This is a genomic window from Burkholderia sp. Ac-20345, assembly GCF_017104825.1.
GTDB classification, from domain to species: domain Bacteria; phylum Pseudomonadota; class Gammaproteobacteria; order Burkholderiales; family Burkholderiaceae; genus Burkholderia; species Burkholderia lata_B.
On the sequence record NZ_JAAGPO010000004.1, the window covers coordinates 17398 to 33406 of the forward strand.

The window sequence follows — 16009 nt, forward strand, 5'->3', positions numbered from 1 at the left end:
GATGATGCACATCACGGAACCATTACCGACTGACAAGCGCTCGCGCCTCGTCTTCGGAATCGACTGGCGGGCCTACCCGGTGAAGGGTGGGAAGTCCGAGCGCCGACGCTATGCCGATGCGTTCGGTGCAACGCACTACGTCGAGTTCAAGGTTGGCACCGAACAGATCGGCGGCTTCGCGATGCCGGACCTGTCGGAGATGAAGGGCGCACACCTGTACTCGGGCGCGGCGCGTATCGCGCTGCACGACCGCATCAAGAGCCGAACGGCGGCGTTGGTACTCCTGCAGGACGGTCTGCGCGTCTACACGGTGCTCGTCGTGCGTGGTGCGGTGCGCAGCGACGAAGTGCTGACGCCTGAAGCGGCACAGTCGCGTCGCCTTGAGATCGAGCAGGAATGCCTCAAAGGCAACCTGTCGCTTGTGACGCTTGGCACGGGCGATCGGATCGGCGACGTCGACGAGCCGTTCCAGGCGAGCGAGCTGCTGGTAAACCGCAAGGTGGGGCGCCTTGCGAAGCTGCCGGTATCCGTGCCGACCATCATCCCGGTCGCAGCAATCATCGTAGGTGCGGTTGTTGGCGTCCCGAAATTGATGGACCTGCTTTCGCCTCCAGCGCCACCACCTCGCGCACCAACGTTCGCCGAACAGTATGCGACGGCCGTGCAGGAAACTTTCGCAAAGCCGCAACCGCGCGCATCGGCGCTTGCGCCGGCGTTGCTGGCGGCCGTGGGTGCATCGGAGACGGTCATCAAGGGATGGCTGTTCCAGGAAGCGAACTGTCCATCCTCGGGTTATTGCACGATCGCGTTCCGCCGCAATGGCGGGACCTTTTCAGACTTCGAGCAGGCGGCTACCGCGGGCATGCGTCCGGTGGCATTCGCACGTGACGGTCTGACGCTCACATCGCGCGGCGCGGCGGTGCCTACCGTGGCGTCATTGGTCCAGAGCGAGTCAAGCAAATGGCCGACCGCACAAGCATTCGTCGAACAGTTGCAAACACCGCCACAACGGATGTCGGCCCAGCCGTACGAGCTGCGTGCGTACGGGTACACCGTCTCGCTGGGTGAGGCTCGCCCGCTCATTGCGGCCTCCGGCGCTGGCGCTCGCGTGGGCCGGCTGATCAAACAGGGCGAGTGGAAGATTGAAGGCTTCCGATGGCAGTCCGCGCTGCTGGCAAAGCTGCCACCCAACATGGCGCTCGAATCGCTAAAGGTCGAACTACGCCTCAAAGAGGGCGTGGGTCCGACGACCAGTAGCGATACGGGTGACTCGCCTTACGGCGTCCACTTCACCGCGCAGGGCAAATACTATGTCTTTGATTAAGCATGCACTCGTCGCGGCGGGCCTAGGCATGGCCGTGTCCGCTCATGCCGATCCGGTTGGCGCTCGACTCTCGATCGACGATATCGACCAGCTGGCGCGCGCCAGCGTTGTCCGCAGCCTGGGCGGAAACGCACCGGGTGCTGGCCTGTTGCCGCCGGGTGCGATGACGCAACCGCAACCGGGCATTGCTGCTAGCGCCATTGCTGCCAACGTCGCATCGAAGCCCATCGAAAAACCGCTTCGATCGGCCCGCGCGCAAGCGGAGCCTGTTTCGTTTCTCGGCGCATTTAACGATGAAGCGGGTGCACATGTCCTGTACTCGTATCGCGATGCGATCTATCCCGCACGCGTCGGTGCGAAGTTGCTCAACGGCTGGAGCGTGAAGGGTGTCGACGGCTACGCAGTCACGGTCGCCGAGGGCAAACGGACGTGGAAGGAGCCGATTCGCGGCGTCGCACCGATCCAGATGTCGCCGGCTACGGCTGCAATCCGCTCACTGGTAGATTTGAGCTCGCCATTACCTGCCGGCGCACCGCTGCCGGGCGTTCCCCTCGGAGGTGCTCAATGAGCCTCTTTGCGGATATGGATTCGCCGGAGCCGACCAAGCGGAGCTTCTTTGGCCGCCTCAAGGCGTGGAAGCCTGGATTCGTCGACAGTTCGTCCGCCACGACGCCAATCGTCGGACGCGAACCGACCGACGCAGGTGAATCCTCGCACATGGTGGAGCCACGCGAGCCGCGCTTCAAGACCACAAACAAGCCCGTCAATCCGCGACAGGCCAATCACGGCCAAGCGATGACGATGGGCATGGTGCTGCGCCGAGCGCAGGAGGAAGTTGAAGACGTCGCGGTCTTCGATGACAACGTTGGAGTGCTTCCTGCGGAAGACGTGCCGGTCGCGACGCGAGTTGCAACGCGTGAGGAAGCGCCCGGCTATGTCGAGCCGGACATTGCGGTGGTGGACATTGCGCGGACTGAGTCAGAAGTCGTGCCTGATGCGCACGTAGGGGCGCGTGCCGAACCCATCGACGTTCAGTCGGAAGTCCTTGAGAAAGCAGAGCACGTCTCTGCCGCGAGCGAGCCGGCAGACGAACCGGCAACCCGACCGGAGTCCGGATATGACGAGCCGCCGACAGTTCGGCGTATCGGAATGGATCTCGCCGAGGCACCGGATCTCGCGATCGAGACCGGGCGGCCGCGCCTTGTGTCGGCCGAATCGCTGACGTTCAAGCGGGTATTGTGCCAGCGTGACCCGAATGCAGCGCTCGCGGTGAGCGAGGCGGCACGGCGCGAGTTCATCGCGGTTGAGCTGCAGGCGGGCATCTCGATTGTGGTCGCGACGCAGCGGTTCCATGACGGCCAGCTCTATGCAACCTATCTGAAGGATCTCGGCCGTGCCGACATCTCGATTCACGAGGAAATGGTCGCGGAAGAGGACGTGATAGCCGCGCTCTACAGCAAAGAGAAGCAGCGCGCATCCAACTTCATACCGGAGGCGTCTCGTGCGATCGGTGCCTTTCGCGACGTCATCGAAGCCGCGACGGCATACGGCGCGGGCGATGTGCACTGGGAATACCGGGACTTCGCCGAAGACGTCGAGCTGCGCTTGCGGGTGGACGGCGACCTGTACTCGTATCGGAAGATGCCGAAGGCACTGGTGCGCCGTGCGTTGTCGGCGGCGTATCAGGATCTGGTCCAGCGCAACACTAATTCTGGCGAAACGTTTCAGCCCTCTGCGCCGCAGTCGGCGATGATCCCGCTCGTCGCACATATGGATATCGTCAATATCCGCTGGCAGAGTGCGCCGCTCGTCGGCGGGTTCGATGTCGCGCTCCGGCTGCTCGATGGCAACTTCAAGCACGTGAATGTGCTGCTGCCGCACGAGATGGGGCTGGAGAAAAGTCAGCTTGAGATCCTCGACAGCCTCGGCAGGGTGACCGGCGGTGCGACGTTCCTGACCGGAGAGACGGGGTCCGCGAAGACGACGTTGCTGCGCGCAATGTCGTATCTGGTGCCCAATCGAGATCGCATCAAGCAGTTCGCGGTCAACGAACCGTCCGAAGTGCCTGCACCGTGGCTATCCGACATTTCGATTCAACGGCGGCCGGGCGAGACCGAGGAGGATGCGAATCGGAAGATCGTAGAAGTGATCCGCACGTTGATGCGGATGGACCCCGATGATCTGACGATCGGGGAAGTGCGGGACTCTGTGCTCGCGGGACTCGTCGCGGAGCTGGCGCTGACCGGACACCCGGTCCGCGCGACCCTGCACGGCAACAGCATTATTGGTGCGGCGATGCGACTGGTGGGCGGCCGCCTGAAGCTGCCGATGGACGAGGTGGCGTCGGGAAGCTTCCTGAACGCGGTCGGCAACCAGAAGCTGATCCCGAAGCTCTGCCCGCATTGCAAGCGGCCGGCGCACGACGTGCTGACACCGCAGCAGATTGCGACGCTCGAGCGAAAGTTTGGTCTCGACCCGTCGAGCATGGCATGTCGGGACGAGGACGGCTGTGAGCATTGCCGACGCCCGGGGTTGTTCACTCGCTCGGGGAAAGTGGCTGCCGGCATCAAGGGGCAGACGCTCGCGATGGAGCTGTATCGCCCGACGCCAGAGTTCCTGGAGCGTGTCGCACTGCGTGACTGGCGCGGCGCCGAGCAAGTGTGGCGGACCGGCCGAAAAACGGACTTCGCGGACGCTGACATGACGGGCAAGACGGTCTACGAGCACGCGTTGTACAAGGCGTCGCAAGGTCTGATCGATCCTCGCTTCATCGATGAGTCGATCTGCGCGTTCGATACATATCGCGTCTTTCCCGATTCGGATGGGGTGCTTCCGTCGTGATCAAGGCCCTCATCTATTGGATCTTCATGGCGCTTCCAGCCAAGGAGCGCTTGCGTGTAGCGACCTGGCGATTCCGCGCGATGCGCGAGATGTTCTATCGCGAAACGCGACTCGACGTGGCGAAGAAGGGGTTGCGGAACAGCGAAACACTGCTCGAACGGTTGACCACCCTCGAACAGCGTCACCGCTCTCGCAAGAACCTGTCGTGGCCGGCGTTCCAGAAGATTGCTCAGCGCATGCGTGCCGGCGATGATTTCGCAACCGCGATGAAACCGTTAGTCCCGAGCGACGAGTTCGTGCTGCTCGAGTTGGCAGGCCAATCGCCGCGCGACGACGCAGCGATTCGCGGTCTCGAGCTAGCGGAGATGGCGGCGCACGCCAAGGGCGTGTTGTCCGCGACAACATCGATGCAGATCGCTTATCCCGCGTTCTTGATCGTCTACTTGTACGCGTTCTGTGTGCTGTTTGGTTCCGAGATCCTGCCCGCAACATTGGATGTTCAACCGCTCGAGAAGTGGTCGGCGTTCGGCCAAGTCATCTACGCGTTCGACACGTTTTGCGCGGACTACTGGTGGCTGACAAGCGCCGTTGTCGCGGGCTTGGTGGTCGGCTATTTCCATACGCTCAAGCGTTGGACTGGAGAGCAGCGGAACAAGGTCGATGCGATGCCGTTGATGTGGCGCAATCGACGTGACCTTCGTGCCGCGCTCTTGATCGTATCGCTGGCCGGCCTGTTTGACTCGGGCCTGACACTGCGTGCGGCGCTAGACAGGCTCACGAAGTCGGCGGACCCGTGGATGCGTTGGCACCTGCGCCGGATGAGTACGCGGTTGACTGCGAATCCCGACAAGCCGATGCAGGCGCTCGACACCGGGATCTTCTCCGAAGCCACGATCGACATCATGACGGACGCGGCCGGCCGTGATCAGTTCGTCGAGTCCATCAAGGAGCTCGGCCAGCACTCGCTGTTCCGTGTGGTCGACGCTGTAAAGCGGAACGCAAAGATCACCCATTACGTGCTGTTAGGCGCAGCGGTTCTGCTGTTTCTCGTATTCGGCCTCGGTTCGTACTTCGCAACAGGTGCGGTCGCGTTCGACGGTGCGTCCACTTCCCTCAACCAAAAATTCTAGGAGCAAGCGACATGAACAAGACCAACAAAATGAACGGAGTCAAACGGCCGCACATCGGGAAGGGGCGCCGCAAACAGAAGGGCGAGCTGTCGCTTGTCGAAGCAGCGGGCGTGATGGCCGCGGCCGCGCTCATCGCGCTCGTCGTGTATATGGGCCGCGGTTACGTGATGGACCGGATCCACGCGATGCAATTCAAGAGTGAGGCGCAGTACTTCGTCAGCGGTATTCAGGACGCAACTGCCAGCGAGATCGATTTCTCGGGCGTCACGATGTTGTCGCTGACGCAAAACCGGGCATTCGACACGGCGGGTCGTCGTCTGAACAAGACGTCCGGCGCGTTGACGGGGATTTTCGGCGGCGCAGTGACGGCGGCGCCGGCGACCGTGACGGCGACAAACGATGCAGTCGCGGTGACGTACCCGATTCCGGCCACCGTGTGCGCGCTTTCGGCCGATTCAATTTCCGAGGCATACACGCAGGTGAAGGTGAACAACACCACGATCTCGGGCCCTGCGACAACATTCAACTCCGGCACAGCGGCGACGGCGTGCGCGTCGGCCGGTGCGACTGCGAGCGTCGTCCTGTACGCGACCAAAGGCAACTAAGGAACGGCGATGCTCAGCATCATTGAAGCCGTGATCGTGCTCGTCGCTACAGCGCTTATGACGTTACAAGGGATCCAGCACGACGTCGAAAAGCGCCGGCAAGACGTGCTGAGCGTCGAGGGGAAGAATCAGGCGGTGATCAATGCCGCGCTGTCGAAATGGGTAACGGACAAGTACGCCTCGTTGGTTGGGCAGATGGTCGGGTCGAAAGCGACGGCCATCACCCCGCCAACGGTCGCTGATTTGAGGGCCGGGGGATATCTGAAGGCCGACTATGCGACCGGACCGATCTGGGGCGGTAGCTACATGGTCCAGATGAGCGTCGGCCCGGACAACTGTTCGACCGGATCGGGGTCGTGCCAGGTGAGCTACGTCTTCTATTCGTCGCGCCCCGTGACCCGACTCGGTCAACCGGACGTCTCAGGTGCGGGCGTCGTGGCGCAAGCGGCCGGTAACGACTTCGGGTTCTCGACCAGCCAGAACCCGGCGACGATCAAAGGACTGAATGGAGCGTGGCAGGCGGTCAATCCGGTGCCCGGTGCGCCGGCAGCCATTGTGATGGCAACAAACGGCCCATCGTCGGACGGGAACTCGGTGTTTATTCGGCGCGATGGCTCACTGAAATGGACGGGGAGTCAGGACGTCAACGGAGTCGATCTGCACAACGTGGGCAACATCGATGCGACGGGCACGATCGCCGCGCCGACGCTGGCGGCGTCGAACGTGGCCGTGAGCAACGCGATTCGGACGCCTGGAACGCTGAATGTCCAAAACGCGGCGGGGACAGCGCCTGCACCGATCAACACCGGCGCGGCGACCGTCAACGGCAACGCGACCATCACCGGAACGGCGACCATCGGTAATGTGGCGTGGCCGCGTACCGCGTGTGCCGGGACGGCGCTCGCCTCTGCGGCTGACGGCTCGGGGATGGTCCTTTCTTGTCAGCGCGATCCGATCAGCGGCTCGCGCGTATGGCTGCCGATTGGCGGGTCGTGGCAACAATACGCGCGTTTTGTCGTCGCCCACGGCTCCTTTGTGCCCGCGCCAAGTTGTAACGCTGGCGGCACACCCGAGATTCTGCTCGCGCCTCAGGGTGTCTACATCGATCCGACGGCCGCCCTGAACTTCACTCCCAGCGGCGCAGGCCCCTGGACGATCGCCATTACGGACGGGAGCGGTAATCCCATCGGGGTCAACGCTATCGCCACAACGTACTGTGCCTACTAGGAGTGGAACTTGAGAATATTGAGTAAGGTCGTGGTGCTCGCGACGGCGGCGTGGGCGAATCTGGTTTTCGCCGGGCCGGCGCGCTGCTCCTATGGGAATCAGGACTCGACCTGCGTCAACCCCATCCGGTCAGCGCCGATCGCGCAGCCGCAATGTTCGACGGGCGCCGGATGGACGACCGTGTCGGCGTCGGTCTGGCAGGGTTCGCAGTGGTCCGCGCCGCAATGCAACTATCAGGCGCCGCCGACGTGTCCGAGCGGCTATGACCAGCAATCGGCGCCCGTTTGGAACGGTTCAAGTTGGGTGGGCATCGTCTGCGCTCCGCAGGCTCCGCAAGTGACCCAGGCTGATCAGCAGCAGGCTTGCGCCAATGCAGCGGCAGCCTATGGAAAGTTCATCAATCCAGTGTCCGCGTTTCGCGGCCCCCAATCCGAGACAACGAATCAAGTTTCCAACGACATCAACACGCAACCGGCTCCGATGATTTGCCAGGCCCCAGGTACTGGCTTTGGCAGTGCAGCTTACGGATACTGGCCGCCGACCAACGGACCATACGACGCATACAAAATTGGATTCAGTACCTACACCGATCCTAATAGCGGTAAGGTTTTTGGCGGGAGCGTTTTGTTGATGGCGTGCATGCTAAACCGGGGATCGGCACAAGTTGTTGGATTCATATTGTCTCAATCTCAAAACGCCACAGGAGGGCCCTGCGGTGGTGGCCGTTAAGTTGATGAGAAAGGCTAGCGCCGGACCGCGGACGCAAAAGAGGTGGATCACATAGCGTCTCGCTTTTCGAGACGCTGGACGTAGCGATCAACTGGAAAGAAAAAACCCCACGTCGAAAACGTGGGGCTCTTATTGAATTCAACGACGGTGAGTTAGTTGGTTAACTTCCCGTCGTGAACGAGCCGGTTCGGCTGAACGGAGTGCCGTTAATGGTCCCCGAGAGCGATACCGAATACTTGGTGTTCGCAGCCAGCGGCGTCGCAGAATAAGCGCGCGCTTCAAAAGCTTGAATCAGCTTGTTCGTGTCATTCGTCGAATTGAGCACTTGCAGGTTGATGACACTACCTGACGTGTCGATCAGGGTTCCGGACGTCAGGACAACCGTGTCCCCTGGATTTGCTGATACGGCCACAGTCGGTCCCAAAGTACCGTTCGTGTTCGGCGGGGTGGGGGTTTCGCCGACGACCTTATACGGAACCCCGGTTGCGCCATCGCAAGGGAACATCAGCGGAACGCTACCGTTCATCGATTTCAGATTCGCGACCGTGATGACGCCGTGTGCTTCGGGGAAGCCGTTGACCGTCGTTTCGTTCCAGCCAGCGCCGATCTGCGTAACCGGCCACACGAAAGCCCCAACGTGATATACGCCACTGGACCATGCGGTGGCGATGTTCGTCCCGTAGGCCGTTTCGCTCAACGTGGCGTTCGTCCAGTACCCCGCGCTTTCGCCTCCCATGAAGACCGTGCTTGCCGGATAGCCGGCGTGCGTCGCGCGATCTGCATATCCGGCGCCAGTAAAGCCCGGATTGGTCGCAACTTCACTGTCAGTAATCGTGCCACCGTTCTTGCCGATGTAGTCAGCGTGCGCTTGCGACGCGGTATCAAGAAGCGTGTTTTCCGTCAGCGCGGGGAAGCCACATGTCTGGCGCTGTTGGTTGATCGTGTCGAAGATAGCCCGCTGCGCGCTGCCCGCAGCGTATTGCGCCGGGGAGACATTGCCGCTCGACGCTGTCGGGGGCGGCGTGGGGCTACCGGACGACGAGCCAGCCCCCGGCGCACTGCCGCCGCTATCACCACCGCCGCATGCGGCGAGCGTCAGCAATGTTGCGATCGAAACAGCCGAGAGGCCCATGGTCGTGATTTTCGTCATTGCCTTGTGTTCCTTCTTGTTGTTGGGCATGCCCCTCGCACACCCTTGATTCCATCCTACCGAGCCGGCGCCGAAGTCAAGTTCGCGCTGCCGACGGCCCAATTTTTTCGAAACGGCTCGGGCCAGCGAAAAACCGCCAATTCTAATTTACGGTTCGATTACATCAGACTTAAGGGCGAATCCGAAAAAAACCGCCTGTCGGCGGGTTATCAAGATCGTATTCATCTAGCCCTTCGGCGTTTCCAGTGGAATATCCGCAACGCGACAAAGGCAACGCCTAACAGCACCGTCGACTTGTACGGGATTGCCGTAGAGACGGCTGGAACGACCTGCGCACCCACGTACATGCACGTGAGCGCGACCAGCACCTTTCCGACCCATGGCTTGACGAGGAGGCCAAGCCACGCGGGCGGTTGGCTGCCAACCCAGTCTGGATAGGCATCGTTGATCTGCTCGAGCTCGAACGACTCCATCTGCGTTTCGCGGCGTGCTTGGTAGAAGCGTTCGTATCGCTCAAATCGGCCGTCACCACGACCGTTGAGCCAGGCGGCATTGCTATCGGCGACCAGGTAGGCGAAGTCGTCCATCGCTGGCCTAGTGGATGTAGAGCGCTGCCCAGGGCAGTGCGGCTCGGACGTCGATGATGACGCGCCCATCGGCCTCGGAGTAGTACTGCTCGGTCTCGGCGTCGTACCACGCGAACTGCGGCCGACGATCGCCGTTGATCACGATCAGGCTCGCGGGCAAATCGGGGAGGGCGGCCGAGCCCGGACGGTCGTTAGTGTGCTTCATTGCGTACCCTTGCTTTGCCGCCACGTCGCTTTGCACCGAGCTGGCCGGTGCAGGCCGGGCAGTCGAAGCTATGGTGCATTTCGATTTTCGTGTCGTTGTTGCTGACGATGTACTCGGTCCGGCAGGTCCGGCACGGTGCGATCGTGAGCCGGTTGTCTGCTGCCATTGCCCGAGTCAGGTTGCAGCCCCGGTCAACCGAGATTACATGCTGGCCGCCGAAGATCTGCTGATAGACGTCGTTCGTTGCGATCAGGGCTTGCGGCGCGTTGGCGCCGGCCGCGAGCGCCGCGCGATAGAGCCACGTGAAGATCGTTCCGTGGAGGCGATTGGTCGGTGTTTCAACGAACCAGTTCAGCGAGTTCGGCGTGTTGCCGCACGGCGAGCTGGTGCCGTGCATCTCGACATACTTTTGGCGCATCGCGTTCTGATTCAGACGAAACAGGCTGGCGGCGGTCGATGCGCGGCAGCCATACGCCATCAGGGCGTGAGCGTACGTCTCATTCTTGTCGCGCGGCAGTCGCAGTTCGCTCCATCCGGCCTTGCCGGGCGCGCTATTCATCCGAATTGGCGAGGTGGCCATGATCTGGTGGGCAACCATCTCGTCGGTCAGATCGCTGGCGGTGAACTGATACCAGAACGTCGGTGAGTTGAAGCGCCAACGGAAGAGTGGCAGACCGTTCATTCGGCCGAGCGCAATTCGCAGCTTATAGGGCGGTACAGACGCAAGGTAGGCGGCCACCTCGGTTGTGATCCCGAGCAATGGGGCAGCGAGCACGCTGAGATGAATGACGCTCGTAACCAGATCGAGGAAGACCCGGTTGTGATGCTCGACGGAGAACTTGGCGAGTGCATCCAGCGGCGGAAGCTTGCGAAACAGCTGATCGACCGCGACGGTTGTGGGCGTGTCGTCGACGAAGCAGCGCCAGTCTTCGACCGACTCGAGGGTCGGGGCGACCATCAGAAAGGGTGTGCGCAGAAGGTTGCGCAACGATCCCTCGTTGTGTTTGACATGGTCAATCTCTTTGCGCTCGACGGCCAAGATCTCGTTGAAATCCCCGTCCATCTCAAGCAGCCATTTCATCTGGCCGACGAGGTCAAAGTTTGCAACCTGAATGTGCTCGGTCAGCCAGGTTGGTACGTACAGTCGCCCGATCGAACGGTAGGTCTCGCGCGAGTTTTTCTTTTCCATTTTCTATCTCTCTTCTACTGCACAACAATGTAACGTGGCCCGTTTAAATCAGGCCTTTGCGGCCGCCGTCACCTCACCATGGAATTTGCCGATCAGGTCGCTGAATGCCTGAAACAGTGGTTTGAACCGGGTCGGATTTCCGTCAGCGGTCGCGAGTAGCTGGGCGCTGTGGTAGTCCTGCACGAACGAGCTGAAGGTGTCGATCAGCCCGCGGATCTTCTTCTCGAGCACTTCGCCCGCTTCTATCGCCGCGCGGTGTTCCTGGGCACGCGCCTCAAGCTCCGAAAGTTGCGCTTGGGCCTCTTTAAGCTGAGCGTCGGTGGCCTCGAATTCGGCGAGCTTCTTCGTCATCGCGTCTTGCAGGTTCGCGTAGGAATCCGGCAAGGTCGGCACCGGAACCTCGGTCTTGATCGGGTTGGCCTTGAGCCTGACGATCTCGGCGGTGAGCTGCTCGACCTCGCGTTCCGTGTTCGCGAGCGTCTGCTGAAGCGTGGCGACCTGTTTGCCGGACGAGGCGAGTGACACTTGCGTCTCTTGCGCCTTCACTTTCTCGCGGGATTGTTCCTGCTTGACGTTCGTGAGCTCGGAGGAAAGGCGGTCGATTTCGTTTTGTGCGTCGTCCAGCTTCCCCACGGTGGCGGTCAATTGCGACGTCGCCTCTTCAATGCTGTTGTCCTTGCCGGCGATCTGATCCCGCAGCGATGCGATGAGGCGTCTGACTTCGCTCTTGGTCAGGTTGGGATCCTCGCGCCTGGCATCGATCACCTTCTCGACAACTTCGTCGCTGATGTGATTGTGGACGAGCAGCGACATGTCACTGTACGTCAGCATTTCCACGGCGCCGATGTTGTTCGAGAACTTGTTGTAGCAGCGAATGTAGAGGCTGACGGACGACTTCGATTTCTGGAAAACCTTGGTAAGGAATGAATAGACGAGCTCGGCGCCGCGGTTTTTCACCTTCTGGTTGTCGCCTTGGGTGCTCACAAAATGGCCGATGACGGACGCGTGAATGTGGGCAAAGTTGCCGCCGATCCGCATGTGCTCCTGCAGGATCTTGCGAGTCGAGTGGGCGACCTCCTCGCTTTCCTGAATGATCATTCTAATCAGACCGTCCGGCAGGCCGGCGAACGTCTCGCGGGCGGCCGTGCTGAGTTCGAGCTGGTCCGGAATATGCGCGAACGTCGCCTGCAGTTCGAGTTCGCTATCGGTCGGCGACGGATCGTCGGGGACGGTCGGATTGAAGTTGTCGTCGTCTTCAGGGTTTTTTGGCGGTTTCTTGGACAAAACGCTCTCCAGTAGAGGGGGGCCTTCCCTGGCACGGGCTAGGCAGCATGTCGGATCGAGCAGGGCCGTCCGACGCAAGCGAGACTTGGGGTTGCACCAGCTTACGCGGCGCTCTTCAGCGTCAAGGGTCGAAAGCTGCACGAAACAATGTGTCTTTCGAGGAAATGGCGCTCGCCGACAATCTGAAACTAAAAGTTACAAATTGTTAGAAAATGTAAGACGGTGGTCATATGTTTACGGATGAATTTCCGGCAACTTTATGGCGATGTGCGGACAGAGCGATTCCGGTCGGGTCGTCGACACTCAGACGACGCACGACTTCCCACGCGGCCGAGACGTTGATGTTCGGATTCCTGGACTTCACGTGGCGGTCTCGTTGGGTCCGCAACCAGTAGCCAAGGTCGCGCAGGGTGACCAGGCCGAGGGGGAGGTCGGGGGAAAGGGTGCAAGCGTCATGAGAGAAAACGCCGAGGCCCTGCACGTTCCACGTCGCCGGCAGCGTGCCACGCAGAAAGGCGAGCTTCGCGCGGTTCTGGCTGATCGGCGAACGACGTTCCTCCAGCCTCCCGCCGGGCAGGTGGCACACGAGGAGATCGGCAGTCCGGCCGGGCAGGATCGACCCGGCCCAGTTCTTCGTCTCGAGGACGAAGATGCCGAACGGTGTGACGACGAGGTGATCGACCTCGGCAGTCGGAAACTCGGTGCCCGGCGCATGAAGCAACAGCAGCGCGGTCGGGTGCACATAGAAGTCGTTGCCGCAGAGCTGGGACAGGATGCGCCGCAGTTCGTCGAGAACGCGTGCCTCGCCCGCATCGCCCGATGCCTGGCTCCGAGTCACCGGCGGCGTGGACCGGCCAGGCGGGTGAGATTTCGCGTACTGCTTGTACAGTGCCCAGGCACCGCAGAGAAGAAAGATGGTCCAGACCATTTGGATGCGCCTCGTTTGTTGGAGTGACGCGTCCAGTTTGTCAGCGATTTTTCGAAGTCAAGTTCCGGAGAAAGCTATACGATTTTCTGGAGCATTCTCGGTTTAGCCCCACAACCGGTTGCGTTGCGATGGCGCCGCCAAAGCTGCACGCGATTGGCGAGCATTCCGCGCGGCCGGTGCTTCTGCGCGGCTTACCCTACCTCTATCACGCGTTCCTGACGCATCGACCTTCCTGAGCCAACCGGCTCTGCCATTTCGCGGCTCGCCCGCGCCTTCCCAGCAATCGGCCCTGAGCTATTTCGTGCGATGACCACGTGGTCGCGGACGAAAGCGCTTCGCGCCGATTTCCTTGCTCGTTCCGAGCATCGAAACCACCGGGCGTTGTCCGGACATCCCCTTGTTCAATTTTCTCTGGAGAGAAACATGTTGAAGTCCCTGTTCAGCGGCGCGTTCAAATCGCCCGGCAAGTTCCTCGCTCTGTGCTTGGTGCTCTATATCGCCGCGCACTCGATCTTCGTTACGCTGGCCGTGGTCATTGCCGCATTCCACCACTTCAAGAGCGGCGCGAAGAGTGGTCCGCGTTCGTCCGAACGTGAAAATGCAGACCGTCACAATGTCGACGACGCTCAGCAGCATGCAAAGCGCGATCACGCCGTAGCGACACGCTCCGACGTGCAAGCACCGCCGGCTCCGCAACGGCAGTACGCGAAATCGGCAGTTGTCATCCCCATGAAGGCGCGGTCAGGTTCGATCGGCGCCCAGTCTCTGAAGACGGGCACGAAGTAAGTTGCCCCAATCCGACCGTGCGAAGCAATTCGCGCGGTCGCCCCATCTCCCACCGGGAACCACGTTCCCGGCAAGGGGAATGAGGTGCCCGGTCGATATCCGGAGCACGCTCATGGAACCGCATGTGGCTGGTTGGCAGCTCGACATGTTCGGCACTGCATCGCCGATTCTCATCACCCCACCTAAACCCGATCCGTTGCCGAATCCCGATGTCTGGGAGCCGCACGTGCGGGAAAAGCTCGCCGAGGCGGTGGTCTTCTTTGCCCTCGACAGCCGACATAGCGACAACGTCCCCGAGGCGTTGATCGACTGCGCCGAAATGCTGCATCAACGGCTGTGCAATCGTCAGGTCGACAAGGCCGACTATTACGCGACGCTGGGCTGGATCATGGAGCTTTGGACGGGAGCAATTCCGTACCGGGTCGTCTGTGCGCTTGGCCGGGTAAGGCCACGCGCCATGCAGGACGCGATTCGCGACATTCCGCTGCTCAACTATGACTTCAATCGACTCAATCGCTGGTGCAGCGGTCAGCTGTCGCTGGAGGCGCAATGGGTGGCGTAGCGATGTTCTTCACGCGCATGCTGGCGCAAGCATTTCCGGGTGGCCCTCGGGCTTCCACGGGACCTCAACCGCCGGCGTCTGGCAGTGGTGAACGCACGGTCGGCACGGGCGCGTCCAACGAAACGTTCGTCACGATCGATGGGATTGCCCACCTGTTCGTCGACGAAGGCGACGGCGTGGTCGAGTTCGTGCCGGCCTTCGACGATGCACCGGGCGACACGATGTTCGGCACGAAGATCCTGCCGGCGTTGGCGCCGCATTGGGCGTTGGCGCACGAATACACGACTCCGTTAAAGGATGCGATCGCAACCGCGATCCGTCGCGAAAGCGTACCGGCGTCTCCCGCAATGGCCGCTACTTCAACCACTGCAGCCACGGACCGTCGGGCGCCGCAGCCGTCGGATGCGCAGCAATCGGCATCTGACCATGAAGACGACCAACATCGCGCATCGCCAACATACCAATCTAGTCGGATCCGGAGTCAGCGTGGTGGCCGTGACGACTCGTCGCGTTCTTCCGCTGTTGAAGGCCGGATTACGTGTTGGGGCGAAGAAACCTTCCCCGATCGTCGGCCTGGCAAATCTCGCTCCTATCGTTCGTTCGCACTTCGTCTCGAGACGAGGGGCGGGGAACAGGTGTTGCAGGGCGAGGGCCTGAAAGAAGCGATCAACGAGTGTGGTTGTCGCGTCGGAGACATCGTCTCTGTGAAGCGCCTGCGCAAGATCAAGGTGCCGGCGTTCCGCAAGGAAGACGGTTCACCCATTTACAAAGACGGCCAGCAAGTCATGTGGGACAAGTGGCTGTGGTCGATTACCAAATGAAGGAGTTTTAGATGGCATCCGTCAACAAAGTGATCATCGTCGGCAACCTCGGTGCCGACCCGGAAGTGCGCTATTTGCCGAGTGGCGACGCGGTTGCAAACGTGCGTGTCGCGACGACCGACCGCTACAAGGACAAGGCCACCGGCGATTTCAAGGAAATGACCGAGTGGCATCGCATCTCGTTCTTCGGCCGGTTGGCCGAGATCGTGAGCGAGTACGTGAAGAAGGGCAGCTCGATCTACGTCGAAGGCCGGATCCGCACGCGCAAATGGCAAGGCCAGGACGGGCAGGACCGTTACTCGACCGAGATCGTCGCGGACCAGATGCAGATGCTCGGCGGTCGCAACAACGGCGGTCGTGGTGAAAGCGGTGGTCATGGTGGCGATGGAGACTTCGAACAGGGTACGCGCCGTCAGGCGGGTGCTCCTACATCGCGGCCTTCGCCCAGCCAACCGCCGGGAAATGCCTCGACGCGTCCGCAGCATTCGGCGCCCCCGCCTGACCAGACGCGCTCGTATGGTGGCGGCGGCGGTTTCGACGAAATGGATGACGACATTCCGTTCGAATCGTGGTACCCGCGCAAAGCGTGGGCTGCGCTCTGATCCCGGAAAAGCTCACCATCCTGTTTCGCTCTCCCGTTT

17 protein-coding genes are annotated in these 16009 nt (G+C 61.3%); 11 read left to right on the forward strand and 6 right to left on the reverse strand.

Annotated elements, in window-relative coordinates:
- The first annotated feature begins 1 nt into the window (after position 1).
- The 7 genes from G3O06_RS03150 to G3O06_RS03180 are packed head-to-tail and all read left to right on the forward strand — an operon-like array spanning position 2 to position 7856.
- Positions 2-1324 carry a type 4b pilus protein PilO2 gene (locus G3O06_RS03150; RefSeq protein ID WP_205814944.1) on the forward strand — a complete coding sequence of 441 codons (1323 nt, stop codon included), beginning with the start codon at positions 2-4 and terminating at the stop codon, positions 1322-1324.
- Complete coding sequence (locus G3O06_RS03155; protein WP_205814945.1) at positions 1311-1892, forward strand: hypothetical protein; 582 nt, start codon at positions 1311-1313, stop codon at positions 1890-1892. The genes G3O06_RS03150 and G3O06_RS03155 overlap by 14 nt, the downstream gene beginning before the upstream one ends.
- On the forward strand, positions 1889-4165 hold the full coding sequence (locus G3O06_RS03160) for an ATPase, T2SS/T4P/T4SS family (protein WP_205814946.1): 2277 nt from the start codon (positions 1889-1891) through the stop codon (positions 4163-4165). The genes G3O06_RS03155 and G3O06_RS03160 overlap by 4 nt, the downstream gene beginning before the upstream one ends.
- Positions 4162-5295, forward strand: a complete 1134-nt coding sequence (locus tag G3O06_RS03165) for a type II secretion system protein (RefSeq protein ID WP_205814947.1) — start codon at positions 4162-4164, stop codon at positions 5293-5295. Before G3O06_RS03160 ends, G3O06_RS03165 begins: the two co-directional genes overlap by 4 nt.
- A gap of 11 nt (positions 5296-5306) precedes the next feature.
- Positions 5307-5900 (forward strand): type 4 pilus major pilin, encoded by a 594-nt coding sequence (locus G3O06_RS03170; protein WP_205814948.1) that lies wholly within the window; start codon positions 5307-5309, stop codon positions 5898-5900.
- Positions 5901-5909: 9 nt separating this feature from the next.
- Positions 5910-7127 carry a hypothetical protein gene (locus G3O06_RS03175; RefSeq protein ID WP_205814949.1) on the forward strand — a complete coding sequence of 406 codons (1218 nt, stop codon included), beginning with the start codon at positions 5910-5912 and terminating at the stop codon, positions 7125-7127.
- Positions 7128-7157: 30 nt separating this feature from the next.
- On the forward strand, positions 7158-7856 hold the full coding sequence (locus tag G3O06_RS03180; protein ID WP_205814950.1) for a hypothetical protein: 699 nt from the start codon (positions 7158-7160) through the stop codon (positions 7854-7856).
- Positions 7857-8016: 160 nt separating this feature from the next.
- Here G3O06_RS03180 and G3O06_RS03185 read toward each other — a convergent pair whose 3' ends face one another.
- From G3O06_RS03185 to G3O06_RS03210, 6 genes are all read right to left on the reverse strand, one after another.
- Positions 8017-9036, reverse strand: a complete 1020-nt coding sequence (locus G3O06_RS03185) for a CAP domain-containing protein (RefSeq protein ID WP_241019487.1) — start codon at positions 9034-9036, stop codon at positions 8017-8019.
- 191 nt (positions 9037-9227) lie between these two features.
- Positions 9228-9593, reverse strand: a complete 366-nt coding sequence (locus G3O06_RS03190) for a hypothetical protein (RefSeq protein WP_205814951.1) — start codon at positions 9591-9593, stop codon at positions 9228-9230.
- Between the two features lie 7 nt (positions 9594-9600).
- Positions 9601-9798, reverse strand: coding sequence for a hypothetical protein (locus G3O06_RS03195; protein WP_205814952.1), 198 nt, complete (start codon positions 9796-9798; stop codon positions 9601-9603).
- Positions 9785-10987: a FlhC family transcriptional regulator gene (locus tag G3O06_RS03200; RefSeq protein WP_205814953.1), complete on the reverse strand. Its 1203-nt coding sequence runs from the start codon at positions 10985-10987 to the stop codon at positions 9785-9787. Before G3O06_RS03200 ends, G3O06_RS03195 begins: the two co-directional genes overlap by 14 nt.
- 48 nt (positions 10988-11035) lie before the next feature.
- Entirely contained in the window at positions 11036-12271 is a 1236-nt protein-coding gene (locus G3O06_RS03205) for a hypothetical protein (protein ID WP_205814954.1), read from the reverse strand.
- Positions 12272-12497: 226 nt separating this feature from the next.
- Positions 12498-13199, reverse strand: a complete 702-nt coding sequence (locus G3O06_RS03210) for a nuclease-related domain-containing protein (protein ID WP_205814955.1) — start codon at positions 13197-13199, stop codon at positions 12498-12500.
- Positions 13200-13622: 423 nt separating this feature from the next.
- Between G3O06_RS03210 and G3O06_RS03215 the strand changes: the two genes are divergently transcribed.
- From G3O06_RS03215 to G3O06_RS03230, 4 genes are all read left to right on the forward strand, one after another.
- Positions 13623-13985: a hypothetical protein gene (locus tag G3O06_RS03215; protein WP_205814956.1), complete on the forward strand. Its 363-nt coding sequence runs from the start codon at positions 13623-13625 to the stop codon at positions 13983-13985.
- A 112-nt stretch (positions 13986-14097) separates the two neighbouring features.
- A complete protein-coding gene (locus tag G3O06_RS03220) occupies positions 14098-14547 on the forward strand; it encodes a hypothetical protein (RefSeq protein ID WP_205814957.1) in 450 nt (149 codons plus the stop codon).
- Entirely contained in the window at positions 14535-15368 is an 834-nt protein-coding gene (locus tag G3O06_RS03225) for a hypothetical protein (RefSeq protein ID WP_205814958.1), read from the forward strand. The genes G3O06_RS03220 and G3O06_RS03225 overlap by 13 nt, the downstream gene beginning before the upstream one ends.
- 11 nt (positions 15369-15379) lie before the next feature.
- Positions 15380-15970, forward strand: coding sequence for a single-stranded DNA-binding protein (locus G3O06_RS03230; RefSeq protein ID WP_205814959.1), 591 nt, complete (start codon positions 15380-15382; stop codon positions 15968-15970).
- Positions 15971-16009: the final 39 nt, after the last annotated feature.